This window comes from Mycobacterium sp. BK086 (assembly GCA_004362315.1).
In the GTDB taxonomy this organism is placed as follows: Bacteria; Actinomycetota; Actinomycetes; order Mycobacteriales; family Mycobacteriaceae; genus Mycobacterium.
Window position 1 is genome coordinate 118,878 of sequence record SNWL01000003.1, and the last position, 16,151, is coordinate 135,028.

Annotated in this window: 11 protein-coding genes and 1 tRNA gene; 4 read left to right on the forward strand and 8 right to left on the reverse strand. The window is 67.9% G+C overall.

The features are described 5' to 3' along the window. Positions 1–13 precede the first annotated feature (13 nt). The 3 genes from cydD to EV580_RS00640 are packed head-to-tail and all read left to right on the forward strand — an operon-like array spanning position 14 to position 3,723. Positions 14–1,588 (forward strand): thiol reductant ABC exporter subunit CydD, encoded by a 1,575-nt coding sequence (gene cydD, locus EV580_RS00630; protein WP_286171519.1) that lies wholly within the window; start codon positions 14–16, stop codon positions 1,586–1,588. Next, on the forward strand, positions 1,575–3,182 hold the full coding sequence (gene cydC, locus EV580_RS00635; protein ID WP_133689229.1) for a thiol reductant ABC exporter subunit CydC: 1,608 nt from the start codon (positions 1,575–1,577) through the stop codon (positions 3,180–3,182). Before cydD ends, cydC begins: the two co-directional genes overlap by 14 nt. A 10-nt stretch (positions 3,183–3,192) precedes the next feature. Beyond that, positions 3,193–3,723 carry a DUF4190 domain-containing protein gene (locus EV580_RS00640; RefSeq protein WP_133689230.1) on the forward strand — a complete coding sequence of 177 codons (531 nt, stop codon included), beginning with the start codon at positions 3,193–3,195 and terminating at the stop codon, positions 3,721–3,723. Here the strand turns inward: EV580_RS00640 and EV580_RS00645 are convergent. From EV580_RS00645 to EV580_RS00680, 8 genes are all read right to left on the reverse strand, one after another. Continuing rightward, positions 3,701–5,062: a bifunctional lysylphosphatidylglycerol flippase/synthetase MprF gene (locus EV580_RS00645; protein WP_286171407.1), complete on the reverse strand. Its 1,362-nt coding sequence runs from the start codon at positions 5,060–5,062 to the stop codon at positions 3,701–3,703. The genes EV580_RS00640 and EV580_RS00645 overlap by 23 nt on opposite strands. Before the next feature lie 22 nt (positions 5,063–5,084). After that, positions 5,085–5,951 (reverse strand): acyl-CoA thioesterase, encoded by an 867-nt coding sequence (locus EV580_RS00650; protein ID WP_133689232.1) that lies wholly within the window; start codon positions 5,949–5,951, stop codon positions 5,085–5,087. A 12-nt stretch (positions 5,952–5,963) separates the two neighbouring features. After that, positions 5,964–7,382, reverse strand: coding sequence for a pyruvate kinase (pyk, locus tag EV580_RS00655; RefSeq protein ID WP_133689233.1), 1,419 nt, complete (start codon positions 7,380–7,382; stop codon positions 5,964–5,966). A gap of 68 nt (positions 7,383–7,450) precedes the next feature. Further along, entirely contained in the window at positions 7,451–8,950 is a 1,500-nt protein-coding gene (locus tag EV580_RS00660) for a glutamate synthase subunit beta (RefSeq protein WP_133689234.1), read from the reverse strand. After that, positions 8,943–13,499 (reverse strand): glutamate synthase large subunit, encoded by a 4,557-nt coding sequence (gltB, locus tag EV580_RS00665; protein ID WP_133689235.1) that lies wholly within the window; start codon positions 13,497–13,499, stop codon positions 8,943–8,945. The genes EV580_RS00660 and gltB overlap by 8 nt, the downstream gene beginning before the upstream one ends. Before the next feature lie 138 nt (positions 13,500–13,637). Continuing rightward, positions 13,638–14,045: a DUF2752 domain-containing protein gene (locus EV580_RS00670; RefSeq protein WP_133689236.1), complete on the reverse strand. Its 408-nt coding sequence runs from the start codon at positions 14,043–14,045 to the stop codon at positions 13,638–13,640. Then, positions 14,035–14,433 carry a TM2 domain-containing protein gene (locus EV580_RS00675; RefSeq protein ID WP_133689237.1) on the reverse strand — a complete coding sequence of 133 codons (399 nt, stop codon included), beginning with the start codon at positions 14,431–14,433 and terminating at the stop codon, positions 14,035–14,037. The genes EV580_RS00670 and EV580_RS00675 overlap by 11 nt, the downstream gene beginning before the upstream one ends. Positions 14,434–14,451: 18 nt before the next feature. Then, a complete protein-coding gene (locus EV580_RS00680) occupies positions 14,452–15,894 on the reverse strand; it encodes an HNH endonuclease signature motif containing protein (RefSeq protein WP_133689238.1) in 1,443 nt (480 codons plus the stop codon). Positions 15,895–16,055: 161 nt separating this feature from the next. Here EV580_RS00680 and EV580_RS00685 point away from each other — a divergent pair. Then, positions 16,056–16,140 (forward strand) — tRNA-Leu (locus EV580_RS00685). Positions 16,141–16,151 lie beyond the last annotated feature (11 nt).

Sequence of the window (16,151 nt, forward strand, 5' to 3'; positions counted from 1 at the left end):
TCTGATCGCGACGGTGCTCTGCGGAACGGTGATTTCGGGCTGCGCCATCGCCGGCGCCGTCGTGCTCGGCCGCATGGTGGCCGGCGTCATCACCGATCCGGCCACGCGCAGCCTGGCCCACTGGCACACCGAGCTCATCGTGCTGGCCGCACTGTGGCTGCTGCGCGCGCTGGTGCAGTGGCTGCAGGGCCGGTTGGGCCAGCGCGGATCCAGTGCGGTGATCGCCGATCTCGGCGGCCAGGTGCTGCGAGCCGTCACCGCGGCGCCCCCCGGCACCGCGCGGCGAGACGATGCCGCGACAGTGATCACCAGCGGGCTCGACGGTCTGCGACCGTACTTCACCGCCTACCTTCCCGCCTTGTTCCTGGCCGCGGTTCTCACCCCCGCCACCGTTGTGGTCATCGCGGTCAACGACTTCCAGTCGGCGCTGATCGTGCTCGTCGCACTGCCCCTGATCCCGATCTTCATGGTGCTCATCGGACTGGCCACCAAGGAGCGGTCGGCGGCGGCGCTGGACGCGATGACCACACTGCAGGCCCGGCTGATGGACCTCATCGCGGGCATCCCCACCCTGCGGGCACTCGGCCGGGCCGACGGCCCCGCCGACCGGATCGCCAAACTCAGTGCGGCGCATCGCCGGTCGGCGATGGCAACCCTGCGCATCGCGTTCCTGTCCGCCCTGGTGCTCGAACTCATCGCCACCCTCGGCGTGGCGCTGGTCGCGGTCAGCATCGGGCTGCGGCTGGTATTCGGCGAGATGAGCCTGGCAGCCGGCTTGACCGTGCTGCTGCTGGCACCCGACGTGTTCTGGCCGCTACGCCGGGTCGGTGTCGAGTTCCACGCCGCCCAGAGCGGAAAGTCGGCCGCCGACAAGGCGTTCGCGCTGATCGAGCAGCACCCGGACCCGCCGGTCGGCGGCCGGACCGTCGAGGCCGCGGGTGCGACGATCGTGCTCGACGAGCTGAGCGTCGCGGGCCGGGACGGGCTCTCGCCGGCCGGCTTGTCCGGGCGGCTGCTGCCCGGTGAGGTCACCGTGCTCACCGGAGCCAACGGCGCGGGCAAGACCACTACGCTGCTCGCGATCGCCGGGCTGGTCACTCCGGCCGGCGGCCGTGTCACCGTCGACGGGGTCGACGTCGGCGACCTGGATCAGGCTGCCTGGTGGCGGCAGTTGGCCTGGCTGGCGCAGCGACCAGTGATCATCCCGGGCACCGTCGCCGAGAACCTCGACCTGTTCGGCCCACTTGACGACCCTGAATCCGCCTGCCGCACAGCTGGTTTCGACGACGTCATCGACTCGTTACCGCAGGGCATCCACACTGTGCTGGGCCGCGGCGGGGTCGGGCTGTCACTGGGTCAGCGACAGCGACTGGGCCTGGCCCGAGCGCTGGGTTCCGCCGCGCCGGTCCTGCTGCTCGACGAGCCCACCTCCCACCTCGATGAGGCAACGGAACACACTGTGCTGCAGGCCATCAGCCGGCGCGCAGCCGAGGGCGCCACCGTCGTGCTGGTCGCCCACCGCGCGAGTGTGGTGGACATCGCCGATCACGTCATCGCGGTGGAGGCCGATCATCATGCCGCGGTTTGACCGAGCGCGTCTGCTGCTGGCGATCACACTCGGCTCGCTGGCGCTGGGCAGTGCGCTGGCCCTGGCCGGGGTGTCGGCGTGGCTGATCACCCGCGCGTGGCAGATGCCGCCGGTGCTCGACCTCTCGGTGGCGGTCGTCGCCGTACGCGCCTTGGGCATCTCGCGAGGAATCCTCGGCTACTGCGAACGCTTGGCATCGCACGACACTGCCTTACGGGCGGCCGGCGCCGCCCGCAGCGAGATCTACCGCCGGCTGGCCCACGGCCCGGCCGACGTCACCGCACGGCTGCACAGCGGTGACCTGCTGGCACGGGTCGGCACCGACGTCGACACCCGCGCCGATGTCCTGGTCCGCGCCCTCGTTCCGATCGGTGTCGCGGCTGTCCTCGGGGTCGCGGCCACCGCCGTCATCGCCGTCATCTCCCCTGCCGCGGCCGTCGTGCTCGCGGTGTGTCTGCTCGTCGCGGGCGTACTGGCGCCGGCACTGGCCGCGCGGGCGGTCCGCGCGCAGGAGGTGGTCGCCCGCCGCCTCCAATCCGATCGCGACGTCGCCGCGGTGACCGCTCTCGAGCACGCGGCCGAGCTGCGGGTGGCAGGCCGGCTGCCCGCCCTGATCAGGCAAGCCGAACAGCGCCAACGTGATTGGGGAGCCGCGATCGACCGCGCCGCCGCACCGGCCGCCGCGGCGGGCGCGGTGCCGACCCTGGCGATCGGAGCCAGCGTCCTGGGTGCGGTCATCGTCGGCATCGGTATCGCCGCACACACCGCGCCGACCACGCTGGCGGTGCTGATGTTGTTGCCGCTCTCCGCGTTCGAAGCGACCATGAATCTGCCCGCCGCCGCCGTCGCATTGACCCGCGGCCGCATCGCCAAGGGACGTCTGGCCGACCTCACGCCTGCCGAGGCGACACCGCGGGCCGTCACCATCACCCGGCCCACGGCGACTCCAGCGCTAAGGGCCGACGACCTGCGCGCCGGCTACCCGGGCGGCCCGGCCGGCCAAGCACTCTCGCTGACCCTGCAACCCGGTGCGCGGCTGGCGATCACCGGCCGCAGCGGTGCGGGCAAGACCGCATTGCTGATGACCCTGGCAGGTCTACTCCCCCCACTCAGCGGCGAAGTGACCGTCGACGGCGTCCCGACCAATGCGCTCAGCGAATCCGAATTACGCAGCGCCATATGCTATTTCGCCGAGGATGCACACCTGTTCAGCACCACCGTCCGGGACAACCTACTGGTGGCGCGTGGCGACTGCGACGACGAGGAACTCAGCCGTGCCCTGGCGACGGTGGGCCTCGGCGACTGGCTGGACGGCCTGCCCGAGGGCCTGGACACGATCCTGACAGGTGGCGTGGCAGCGGTGTCGGCGGGCCAGCGCCGCCGACTGCTCCTGGCTCGGGTGTTGTTGTGTCCTGCACCGATCGTCCTGCTCGACGAACCAACCGAACATCTCGATGCCGCCGACGGTCACCGAATCCTGGACTCCCTGCTCCAGGGGCGACTGCTGCCCGAAGGACGCACGGTGGTCATCGCAACCCATCAACTTGGCAACGACATCGCCTGTCCACGACTATCGATCGGCAACGACGGGTAACGTGCAAGCCATGACTGAGCCCCCAGAGCAGGCACCTCAGCAACCCACTCCGCCGCCGCCCCCTCAGGGTTATCCGAACCCCTATCCTCAAGCTCCGTATCCGGGCGGCTATCCACCCGCCCCGCCGCAGCCGTATGCGGGCTACACAGCGCCACCCACCGGCCCGCGTAACGGACTTGGCATCACCGCCCTGATCATCGCGATCGTGGCGCTGCTGTCGTCGTTTTCGGTGGCCGGCGGCATCGTTCTCGGCATTGTCGCGGTCATCATCGGCTTCGCAGGCCGCGGCCGGGTCAAGCGCGGCGAGGCCAACAACGGCGGCGTCGCACTCGCCGGCATCATCCTCGGCTTCCTTGCGATCATTGTCGGCCTGGCGTTCATCGCCGTGTGGGTCGGTGTGTTCAAGGAAGTCGGCGCCACCGACTACATCGACTGCCTCCAGAAGGCGGGCCAGGATCAGTCAGCGGTCCAGCAGTGCGCCGATGAATTCAAGCAGTCGGTCGAGGACAAGTTCAGCGTCACGCTGACGCCGACACCGTAGGGACGGGCAGGTGCCGCCGCCGCGGCAGGAACTCCAGCGACAACAGGACGACCAGCAGCGGCAGCACCCGGCTGAGCGGAAGCAGCACGTACCGGCGATCGCCGAGCGCATGGAACTTGCGCAGGTACCGATACAGCGACTCCAGTGCGATCAGCGAATCGCCCAGGTGGATCACGGTGTAGCAGACGTTGCGCAGCGGACTGCGTTCCTTGTCGTTGAAGATCTCGGGGAAAGCCGCAAATGCCAGCGAGAGTCGCTGCGCGCCAAGATCTTTCATCGCCTCGATCATGTCGACCGATAGCCGTTCGTCGATCCCGTTGGGTGCACCACGGCGCCGCCAGGGCACATCGAGGGTGATATCGCTGCCGCCGCCTGCCATGGCGTAGCGATGGAATCCCTGCACCCGCCCGGTTTTGTCGCGCGCGACGATCAGCAGGACGCCCGGATAGTGACCGGTGAGCGTGCCGTCCAGGATCATCGAGAACCCGCGCTCGGTATGCGCCCCCTTGGCCGACGACAGCAGCACATCGGCAAGCTCGGCCAACTGGTCGTCGTCCAGCTCTTGCTCGGCGACGATCTCGGTGGTGATGCCTGCGTTGTGGGTCCGCTGCACCGCCTGACGCAGGTTCCGAAACCGGCGACCGACCATGTCGAATGCCGGCAGGTCGATCACCACGTCGCGGCCGATGGGGATCGGTCGCAGATCGCGCCACAATCCGAGCCTCCGCTCGCTACAGCCCAGGACGACCACCCGCCAGCCGCGGGCATGGCACATCTCGGTGAAGTCAGCGACGAGTTCGGTGAAGCGGTCCTCGGCACCGATGGGGTCACCGCTGACCACGGCATAGCCCAGCCGGGTGCGGTAGGCGATCGCCGCGGTGCCGTCTGCACTGAAGAAATAGCTCTTCAGTAGCTGCATGGCGAACGGCGCCACCGGGTCGCGACTTGTCGCCTTGACCAGCGCCCATACCCGCGGTAGCTGTCCCGGCTCGGGCCGTGCCGTCGTCGGCCACATCAGCAGCAGCCCCGAGGAGGCGATCAGAACGCCGCCGGTCAGGTCGAGAGCCAGCAGGTGGGCGGCGAATCCGGCGAGGACGGCTACGCCCGCGGCGATGGCGTGGGCGGCGGTCACCGGCCTGCCCAGGAAGATGCCCCTGGCGATCAGCGCGACGGCGGCGAGGACGGTCAGTGACCAGGGCGTCCGCCCGACAGCGAGCCAGCTGGCCGCGATCAGCAATCCCAGGGCACCAACCCAGCGGGCGGCCAGGGTGTCGACATGGACGACAACCCGTTCCCTGGCGCGCAGGCGCAGCGCCACCTGGACCGGTGGATCGGTCACCAGAAAAACGATACGCCCGCCATCAGGCATTTCCCGGGAAGTGCTTGACGATTCCTTCCTGCACGACGGTGGCCACGACGTCTCCGACCGGGCTGAAGAAATGACCGGTTCCCAGCCCGCGCGACTCCGCGGCGACCGGCGAGTTGGTCGAGTACAACACCCACTCCGAGAAGTCGACCTGCCGGTGAAACCACACCGAATGATTGACGGTCACCGCGAAGATGCGGTCCCAGCCCCAGGACAGCCCATGGGTGGTGATGATCGAATCCAGCACCGTGGTGTCCGACGAGTAGATCATCGCCGCCGTGTGCAGCGTCGGGTCATCGGGCATCACGCCGTCGGCCTTCAACCACACCTGATTGCCGGTGAGCGTGCCGCCCTTCTCGCGCATGATCCACGACGGGTCATTGGTGTAGCGCCACTCGATCGGCCGCAGCGCTTCGACGAACCCGGGCACCACTTTCTCGTAGCCGACAAGCAGCTGATCGATCGTGGAGAGAGTCTCCGGCGCAGGCAGATTGGGCATCGGAACGCCGTGCTCCAGCCCACTTCCCGCCGACGTGTAGGACACCAGGGCGGTGGCCAGCAGCGTGTCACCCTGCATCGCGTCGACCCGCCGGTTGGCAAAGCGCCGCTCGTCCCGCAAGCGAACGACGCGGTATTCGATATCGGCCGCCGGATCGCCGCCTGCGATGAAGTGCACCGACAGCGCGCTCGGTGCGATGGCATTGGCCAGGGTGCGGCTGGCGGCGACAAAGGACTGCGCCATCAGCTGTCCGCCGAAGGTGCGGGGCGGATTCTTGCGGGGGTGGGCCCCGGCGAACACGTCGTCGCCGAGCGGGGACAGATCGAGAATGGCCAGCAGGTCGTCGAGATCTGAGTTGGCCAACAGTCTGTCTCCTTAGTGGTCGTCCTCCCCGATCCGGTGCACATGAATCAGGTTGGTCGAGCCTACTGTCCCCGGCGGCGCACCTGCGACGATGACCACGAGGTCGCCGCGCTTGTAGCGACCCAGCTCCAGCAGCGACTGGTCGACCTGCCGGATCATGTCGTCGGTCGCTTTCATGTGCGGAACGATGAACGTCTCGGTTCCCCACGTGAGCGCCAGCTGGCTGCGCACCTCGGGCAGCGCGGTGAACGCCAGAAGCGGCAGCGGGGTGTGCAGCCGAGCCAGCCGTTTGACGGTGTCACCGGACTGGGTGAACGCGACCAGCGCCTTGGCGTCCAGTCGCTCGCCGATATCGCGGGCGGCGTACGAGATGACACCCCGTTTGGTGCGGGGCACGTGGGTCAGCGGCGGGGCGGCCGTCGAGTTCTCCTCGACCGCGCCGATGATCCGCGCCATCGTCCGGACGGCCTCCAGCGGGAACTTGCCGACCGAGGTCTCCCCGGAGAGCATCACGGCGTCGGCGCCGTCGAGCACGGCGTTGGCGACGTCGGAGGCCTCGGCCCGGGTGGGCCGGGAGTTCTCGATCATCGACTCGAGCATCTGGGTGGCCACGATCACCGGCTTGGCGTTCTCGCGGGCCATCTGAATGGCCCGCTTCTGGACCAGCGGGACCTCTTCGAGCGGCAGTTCGACGCCGAGGTCACCACGCGCCACCATGACGGCGTCGAAGGCCAGGACGATGGCCTCGAGGTTGTCGATCGCCTCGGGCTTCTCCAGCTTCGCGATCACCGGAACCCGGCGGCCGACCCGGTCCATCACCTCGTGCACCAGTTCGGCATCGGCCGGCGAGCGGACGAACGACAACGCCACCAGGTCCACACCGAGGCGCAGCGCGAACTCCAAGTCCTCGATGTCCTTCTCCGAGAGCGCGGGCACCGACACGTTCATCCCGGGTAGCGATAGGCCCTTGTTGTTGCTGACCGGACCGCCCTCGGTGACCATGCACACCACGTCGTCACCGTCGATGTGCTCGACGACCAGCGCCACTTTGCCGTCGTCGACCAGCAGCCGATCGCCGGCCTGGGCGTCCTTGGCGAGCTGCTTGTAGGTGGTCGAGACCCGGTCGTGGGTGCCTTCGCACTCCTCGACGGTGATGCGCACTGTTTCGCCGTTGGCCCAATAGGTCGGGCCGTCCGCGAAGCGTCCCAGGCGGATCTTGGGTCCCTGCAGGTCGGCGAGGATGCCGACGGCACGGCCAGTCACGTCGGACGCCGTCCGGACACGTTTGTAGGCGGCCTCGTGGTCGGCATAGTCACCGTGGCTGAAGTTCAGGCGGGCGACATCCATGCCGGCGTCGACGAGGGCCCTGACCGATTCGTCGGTGCTGGTGGCCGGGCCGAGGGTACAGACAATCTTGCCGCGTCTAGTCACGATGACTCAGCATAGTCGCGGCTCACGGGCATCTCGACCGATACAGATCGCGGTGGCAGGCTATTCACTCAGACGACGGCCAATGGCAATTGGTGCGGCCGTACCGGCTCCGGGAGATCCGACTCCCCCATGAGAAACGCGTCCACCGCGTGCGCGGCGGCACGGCCCTCCGCGATCGCCCACACCACCAGCGAGGCGCCCCGGTGGGCGTCCCCGCAGACGAAGACACCGGGAGCGTCGGTCTGCCAGTCCGATCCGCAGCCGATCACCCCGCGTGGGGTCAGCGTGATACCGAGATCGTCGAGCAGCGTCATGTGCTCGACACCCTCGAAGCCGATCGCCAGCAATGCCAGATCGCAAGGGATTTCCAGCGATTCACCGACCGGCGTGATGACCCGGCGACCGTCGACGCGTTCGACCTTCACCTCGGCGATCTGCATCGCGCGCAGATTGCCGTCGTCGTCACCGACGAAGCGCTGCACGGCCACCTGGTAGTGAACGGTGCCACCCTCGGCGTGCGCGGGCGAGCTACGGAGCACCAATGGCCAAGTGGGCCAAGGGGAAAGATCCTCATCGCGGACGTCCGGCGGCTGCGGGTTGTAGTCCAGCTGAGTCACCGATGCCGCACCTTGGCGGTGCGCGGTGCCCAGGCAGTCGGCGCCGGTGTCGCCGCCGCCGATGATCACCACATGCTTGCCCTTGGCCGAGATCTCCGAGGGGCCGTCGCCCTCGCACTCGTGGTTGGCCGGAACGAGGTGCTCCATCGCCAGGTGAACGCCGTTGAGATGACGGCCCTCGACGTCGTTGTCCCGGCCGCGCAGCGCACCGACCGCGAGCACCACCGCGTCGAAGCGGTTGCGGAGCTCCTCGACCGAGACGTCCACCCCGACCTCGCACTCGGTGACGAAACGCGTTCCCTCGGCACGCATCTGGGCCAGCCGCTGGTTGAGCGTGGCCTTCTCGAGCTTGTACTCGGGGATGCCGTACCTCAGCAAGCCGCCGAGCCGGTCGTCGCGTTCGTAGACGGTGACGTGATGCCCGGCGCGGGTCAGCTGCTGCGCGGCGGCCAACCCCGCGGGCCCCGAACCGACAACGGCGACGCTCTTCCCGGTGCCGATGGCCGCGGGCTGCGCCTCGACGATGCCCATCCGCCAGGCCTGGTCGACGATCGTGTTCTCGATGCGTTTGATCGTGACGCTGCCGCCGGTGTCCTCCTCGGCGATGGACAGCACGCAGGCCGCCTCGCACGGTGCGGGACAGAGCCGTCCGGTGAATTCCGGGAAGTTGTTGGTGGCGTGCAGGCGTTCACTGGCGGCGTCCCAGCGACCCCGGCGGACCAGGTCGTTCCACTCCGGGATCAGGTTGCCCAGCGGGCAGCCGGCAGTTCCGGAGTGGCAGAACGGGATTCCGCAGTCCATGCAGCGACGGGCCTGCTGTGACACCTCGCCCGCGCGGTCCTTGGGGTCTTGACGTTCGTAGACCTCGCGCCAGTCGCCCACCCGCTCGTCGACGGTCCGCTTGGCGGCCTCGATCTTGGGAACCTTCAGAAATCCGGTGGGATCAGCCACGGGTCGCCTCCATGATCGCGGTGTCCACGTCACGCCCCTCGGCCTTGGCCATCCGGGTGGCTTCGAGCACCTTCTGGTAGTCGGTGGGCATGATCTTGGTGAATTGAGCGCTGCGCCTTGGCCAGTCCGACAGCACCGACTTGGCCAGCGTGCTGCCGGTGTGATGGACATGGCGGGCCACCACGTCGTGCAGCCACTCCAGATCGTCGGGATCCAGGCTCTGCAGCTCGACCATCGCCGTGTTGACCTTCGCCGGATTCAGGCCCAGCACATAGGCGATACCGCCGGACATCCCCGCGGCCATGTTGCGTCCGGTGCGGCCGAGCACGACGACGCGCCCACCGGTCATGTATTCACAGGCGTGGTCACCGACACCTTCGGTCACCGCCAGCGCCCCGGAGTTGCGGGCGGCGAACCGCTCCCCGACCCGGCCGCGCAGGAACACCTCGCCCGACGTCGCCCCGTAGAGCAGGGTGTTGCCGGCGATCACGTTGTCCTCGGGCAGGAACAGGACGTCGTCCGGCGGGCGCACGATCACCCGGCCCCCGGAAAGGCCCTTGCCCACATAGTCGTTGGCGTCGCCGATGAGGTCGAGGGTGATACCCGGCGGCAAGAACGCCCCGATGGATTGCCCGGCCGAGCCGGTAAGCGTGATGTGGATGGTGTCGTCGGGCAGGCCCGCGGCGCCGTAGCGTCGGGTGACCTCCGAACCGAGCAGCGTGCCGACGGTGCGGTTGACGTTGCGCACCGGCAATTCCAGCCGCACCGCGTGGGCGTCCTCCAGGGCTCCTTCGGCCAGTGCCATCAGGGTCTGGTCCAGGGCGTGCTCGAGACCGTGCTCCTGATCGCGCAGGCGACGCCGCTGGGGCAGCGGACCACCGTGGGCATCGGTGGGCACGGCGAAGATCGGGCTCAGGTCCAGCCCCTTGGCCTTCCAGTGCGCCACACCGTCAGCGGTGTCGAGCAGTTCGGCGTGACCGACCGCCTCGTCGATGCTCCGGAAGCCCAGCTCGGCCAGCATTGTGCGGACGTCCTCGGCGATGAAGCGGAAGAAGTTCTCGACGAATTCCGGCTTGCCGTTGAAACGTGCTCGCAATTCCGGGTTTTGGGTGGCCACACCGACGGGGCAGGTGTCGAGGTGACAGACCCGCATCATGATGCAGCCCGCCACGATCAGCGGGGCCGTCGAGAAGCCGAACTCCTCGGCGCCGAGCAGAGCGGCGACCATGACGTCGCGGGCGGTGCGCAGCCCGCCGTCGCACTGGACCGTGATGCGGTCCCGAAGACCGTTGAGTACCAACGTCTGCTGGGTGTCGGCAAGGCCGATCTCCCACGGTGCCCCGGCATGCTTGAGGCTCGTGAGCGGCGCCGCGCCGGTGCCGCCGTCGTATCCGGAGATCAGCACGACATCGGCGTGCGCCTTCGATACGCCCGCCGCCACCGTGCCGACGCCGACCGAGCTGACCAGCTTGACGTGAATCCTGGCCTCGGAGTTGGCGTTCTTGAGGTCGTGGATCAGCTGGGCCAGATCCTCGATCGAGTAGATGTCGTGGTGCGGCGGTGGCGAGATCAGGCCGACGCCCGGCGTGGAGTGCCGGGTCTTGGCGATGTTGGGATACACCTTGAACCCGGGCAGCTGACCGCCCTCGCCGGGCTTGGCTCCCTGCGCCATCTTGATCTGGATGTCGGTCGCATTCACCAGATAGTCACTGGTGACGCCGAACCGGCCCGAGGCGACCTGTTTGACGGCGCTGCGCCGGCGCGGATCGTAGAGCCGGTCCTCGTCCTCGCCACCCTCGCCGCTGTTGGACCGCCCGCCGATGTTGTTCATGGCGATCGCCATGGTCTCGTGGGCTTCCTGGGAGATCGAGCCATAACTCATGGCGCCGGTGTTGAACCGGCTGCAGATGGCGTCGACGGACTCCACCTCGTGCAGCGGGATGGGCGCGCGCAGGCCCTTCTTGAAGGAGAACAGCCCGCGCAGCGTCCCGCCCTCCTGGGAGAGTCGGTTGACCTCGTCGGAGTACTTGGCGAACACCTCGTTGCGCCCGGTCCGGGTCGAATGTTGAAGCAGGAAGACGGTTTCCGGGGTGAACAGATGTAGCTCGCCCTCACGACGGAACTGGTACTCGCCGCCGACCTCCAGCCGGCGGTGCACCCGCTCGGTCGGGTTCTCCGGGTAGGCGCGGCGGTGCCGCTGTTTGACCTCCTCGGCGAGCACGTCGAGTCCGACACCGCCGAGCTGGCTGACCGTCCCGGTGAGATACTCGTCGACCACGTCCGTGCTCAGCCCGACGGCCTCGAAAGCCTGTGCCGCCGTGTAGGACCCGACGGTCGAGATGCCCATCTTGCTCATCACCTTCATGACGCCCTTACCGAGCGCCTTGAGGTAGTTGCGGACTGCCGCGCCGGCGTCGATCCCGGTGAGCTCACCTTCGCGGATGAGATCCTCGATCGACTCGAAGGCCAGGTACGGGTTGACCGCGGCCGCGCCGTAGCCGATCAGCAGCGCGATATGGTGGACCTCGCGGGCGTCACCGCTCTCCACAACCAGCGCCACCATGGTGCGCTGCTTGGTCCGCACCAGGTGATGATGGACTGCGGCGACGGCCAGCAGCGACGGGATCGGCGCCCGGGTGTGGTCGGAATCGCGGTCGGAGATCACTAGTGTGCGTGCGCCTTTGGCGATCGCCTCGGTCGCGCGGTGACGCAGTTCCTCGATGGCCTCGGCCAGTCCTTCCCCACCCCGCTCGACCTCGTAGAGCGCCTTGAGGACCGCGGTCTTCAGACCGGGCTGCTCGCCGTCGTCGTTGATATGGACGATCCGGTTCAGCTCGTCGTTGTCCAGAACCGGCCAGTGCACGAGGATCTGGCGGCAGGAGGCCGCGGTGGGCTCCAGCAGATTCTGCTCGGGGCCCATGACGCGGGCCAGCGAGGTGACGATCTCCTCCCGGATGGCGTCCAATGGCGGGTTCGTCACCTGGGCGAACAGTTCGACGAAGTAGTCGTAGATCAGCTTGGGGCGCTGCGAAAGAACGGCCACCGGGGTGTCGGTGCCCATCGATCCGAGCGGCTCCTGTCCGGACGCTGCCATCGGCGTGAGCATGATCCGCAGGTCTTCTTCGGTGTAACCGAAGGCGATCTGACGGCGGACCACCGATTCGTGATTGGGCGAGACGCGAGTGCGGGCGGGCAGGGTCGCGATGTCGAGCAATCCGGCATGCAGCCATTCGCCGTACGGGTGCTCGGCGGCCAGCTGACCCTTGATCTCGTCGTCCGAGATGATGCGACCGGCGGCGGTGTCGATCAGGAACATCTTGCCTGGCTCGAGCCGCCCCTTGGCGACGACTTCGCCCGGCGGGATGTCCAGCACACCGCTCTCGCTGGCGAGGATGACCCGGTCGTCGATGGTCCGCCACCACCGGCCGGGCCGTAATCCGTTGCGGTCCAACACCGCTCCGACGACGGTTCCGTCGGTGAACGTCACGCAGGCCGGGCCGTCCCACGGCTCCATGAGCGAGGCGTGGTACTGGCAGAAGGCCCGGCGGGCCGGGTCGAGGGTGGAGTTGTTCTCCCACGCCTCGGGGATCATCATCATCACGGCGTGCGGCAGGCTGCGGCCGCCGAGGTGGAGCAGTTCGAGCACCTGGTCGAAGGATGCCGAGTCCGAGGCGTCGGGCGTGCAGATCGGCGACAGCCGGCTCAGGTCACCCGGGATCTTGGCGCTGGCGAGCATGGCTTCGCGGGCGTGCATGCGGTTGCGGTTGCCGCGCACGGTGTTGATCTCGCCGTTGTGGGCCACGAAGCGGAACGGATGCGCCAGCGGCCACGACGGGAAGGTGTTGGTGGAGAAGCGACTGTGCACGATGGCGATCGCGCTCATGCAGCGTTCGTCACGCAGGTCGGCGAAGTACTTCGGCAGCTGCATCGTGGTGAGCATGCCCTTGTAGGCCAGTGTGCGACTGGACAGCGACGGGAAGTAGACGTCGCCCTGCTCGGCACGCTTGCGTACCGGGTAGACCAGGCGATCGAGGTCGATTCCGCCGGGACGGCTGCCATTTCGCTCGGGCGCGGCGACGAACAACATCGACATGTGGGGCATGCAACCCAGCGCTGTCGCACCGACCTCGGCGCCGCTCGGATCGACTGGCACCGCACGCCAGCCGAGAACCTGCAGACCTTCCTCGTCGGCGATGGCCTGCACCCGGTCCACGGCCGCCACCCGGGCGACCGGATCCTGGGGCAGGAAGCAGATGCCGGCCGCAAACGTGCTGCAGCCGTTGGCCGTCGGCGCGGGCAGATCGAATTCGACGACTTCCCTGAGCAATTCGACCGGCAGCTGCAGCAGAATGCCCGCACCGTCACCGCTGTTCGGCTCGGCGCCTGCGGCGCCGCGGTGTTCAAGGTGCTCCAGCGCGGTCAGACCGTCAGCGACGATCTGATGCGATCGGCGGCCCTGAATATCGGCGACCATCGCAACGCCGCACGAATCGGACTCGTTCCGGGGGTCGTAGAGACCCTGCGCTTCGGGAAGTGCTGAGAACAGCATTCCAGGCTCCTCCGCGGTCGGTCATGCGGCGGGAAGGCTGGTGCTGAATTGTGGCTTGCCGCAGTCTGACGTGTGTTGTCCAGGGACTGCATCGGCCCGATGAATTGCAGTTGCGATTGTATCAGCGCGCGCGGATCGCTACTGACTGATTAATGTGGGGACCAGCGGGAAGCCGGGCAGATTGCGCACCACGCCCCAGACGACGGCCGCGATCACGATCACGGCAACCGAGGGCACCGTGAAGGCTCGCTCCCCCCGCCTGATCCGCCACAACACCCAGATGGCGAGCACCGGCAGACCCACCAGCAGGAAGACATTGTCGACGACGGCGGCGCCGAGGTCGCCGTGCAGCAAGTCGTGGGTCATCCGCAGACCGCCGCAGGCCGGGCAGTTCCAACCGGTCAGCAGACGGAACGGACAGGGCGGGAACAGTGAACCCGGTACATGCGGGTCGACCACACCCACGTAGGCCAGGGCGCCGACCGCGAGGGCACCCGTACCGATCGAAAGGGCGCCCGTCCTGATCGAAAGAACGCTACGTGCCATCGCGCAAGGGCCGCCCCTGCGGGTCGCGCACCTTGTCGGTGAGGATCAGGATCGCGTCGACGATCCCCCAGACGACGGCGCCGATCCCACACGTGACGAGTCCGACGAGTAGCTGCGCGATGCCCAGTCCCGTGTAGCCCAGGTAGATGCGGCCGATGCCGACAAGGCCGAACAAGCCGAGCAGCTGCAGCAGGCCGCCGACGACCTTCGACTTGTCCGACAGCGGTTCACCGGTGATGGGATGCCGACCAAAAGGCGCCGACGGGTCGACGTAGCCTCCCGGGCCGGGATACTGCGGCGGCATCGGGTAGCTCTGCGGAGGCTGATAGTTGGGCGGGGGTGCGCCCTCGGTGCCTCCGAACTGGGGCTCAGTCATGCCACACAGCATGCCAGAGCGGGGGCCAACCTAGAAGGGTGGCGCGTCGTCATCCGAGCCCGGCGGGCCCGGACCAACCGCTGGTACGCGTTGCGCCCGGTTGCGGGCCCGCTCGGCCGCGATGTGGTGGGCGCGGTTCTGCGCTCGGGTGGTCCGGCGCCTGGGCATCATCACCGACCTGTCGCCGCAGCGATGCTCCGCGGGAGGCGGGGTCGCCGCCGGACCGGTCGGTGTCATCAGCGCGGGAAAGAGCACCACACTGCCCGGCGTCGTCACATAGGTTTCGCCGTCGGGAAGGGTCCAGATCACGGTGCCATCTGGTAGCTGTTGGTCTTTCCAGCCCCAGAAGGTCTTCATGATGTGGTGATCACGGCACAGGCATTTGAGGTTGGACGCGTCTGTCCCGCCGTAGGGCCACGGCACCGTGTGGTCGATGTCGCAGTGGGTCGCGGGCTTGTCGCAGCCCGGAGCCCGGCAGGTGAGATCGCGGCACCGCACGAAGTCCGCGAGTGCCCGCGACGGGTGATAGCTGGGGCACGGTGGCTCGTCGCACGGAATGACCACCGGGCGCTCACGGGCCTTCGCTTTGAGCTCGGCCAGCAGCTGCGGGGAGATCAGCTCTCCGGTGTCGAGCACGTAGGCAGGTTTGTTGGCCGTGCCGTCGAGCGTCGCCTGGTCGGCGACGACATGGATGACGACCGAGCCGGTAGGCGATTCGGTTGCGGGGCAGTCAGACTCACCACATTCACAGGTCAGCCGCTCCGCCCCTAAGCCGAGCGCCCCCAAAGAGTCGGCACGACGTTGGCCGACCGTTCGAGGATCCGTCTCGCAGACAGACTTGGCCATGGCGTCAATCCGCTTCTTCAGCGCCGCGCCGTTGGCGGCCGACAGGCGAGCGGTGAGGTCGATGTAACCGTCGCTGGACTCCCAGAACGTGACGTCACGATCAGTCCCACGGTCGTGTATCCGGCGGACCGCATCGGGATCGTGTTGAACCACAACGTCGTCGATCTCGGTCGCGAGCTTGCCTCGGGTCATCGACGGCCAGCGGCCGACGTGCGCCGCGAGCTCGGCGTCGATTTCTGCCATGGCGTCGGTGTCGGTGACGAGATGAGTGCGGTAGACGATCGTCTGATACAAGCGGACGTCGATGTCTCCCGCTTCGAAGACAGCGGCCACGGCTGGTAGGCGCAGCATGGCCAGCGCATAGTTCATGTAGCTGTTGGCTTTACTCAGGCTCAGCCGCAGTGCTGCTGCGACCTCCGCGCCAACCGCTTTCCAGGTATCCACGGCCCAGTCCTCGCGCTCGCCAAGCGATTCGCGGCGCATCTCGAAGACGTCGGCGATGATCCGCAGCCGCTGAGCGGCGGCCACGTTCTCCAGCCGCGACACATTGGTGAGCCGACCGATCAGCTCGCGTGACCGCGGCGTATCGGGCAGCTCGGCGTACTCGCCGGGCCAATGATCGAACATGTGTTCGAGTATGCCATAGCCGGACGACAAGTTCAGCGGCGGCGAAAATGGGTGGAGCACGAAAACGATCGCCTGATACGGTCGCGCCCATGTCTGGGTTCCGCTTGAGCCTGTCCTCGCTGCTACTTAGTTAGCGGAGGGCACGCCCCTCCGCGCCCCGGGCCTGAGTGGTGGAATTTGGTAGACGCACTGCGTTCAGAGCGCAGCGGCCGTGAGGCCATGAGGGTTCGAGTCCCTCCTCAGGTACTTGCAAGCCG

Coding starts and splice junctions, on each gene's coding strand:
- cydC (WP_133689229.1), top strand. CDS start 1,575: ATGCCGCGGTTTGACCGAGCGCGTCTGCTGCTGGCGATCACACTCGGC.
- EV580_RS00640 (WP_133689230.1), top strand. CDS start 3,193: ATGACTGAGCCCCCAGAGCAGGCACCTCAGCAACCCACTCCGCCGCCG.
- gltB (WP_133689235.1), bottom strand. CDS start 13,499: ATGCTGTTCTCAGCACTTCCCGAAGCGCAGGGTCTCTACGACCCCCGG.
- EV580_RS00670 (WP_133689236.1), bottom strand. CDS start 14,045: ATGGCACGTAGCGTTCTTTCGATCAGGACGGGCGCCCTTTCGATCGGT.
- EV580_RS00675 (WP_133689237.1), bottom strand. CDS start 14,433: ATGCTGTGTGGCATGACTGAGCCCCAGTTCGGAGGCACCGAGGGCGCA.
- EV580_RS00680 (WP_133689238.1), bottom strand. CDS start 15,894: ATGTTCGATCATTGGCCCGGCGAGTACGCCGAGCTGCCCGATACGCCG.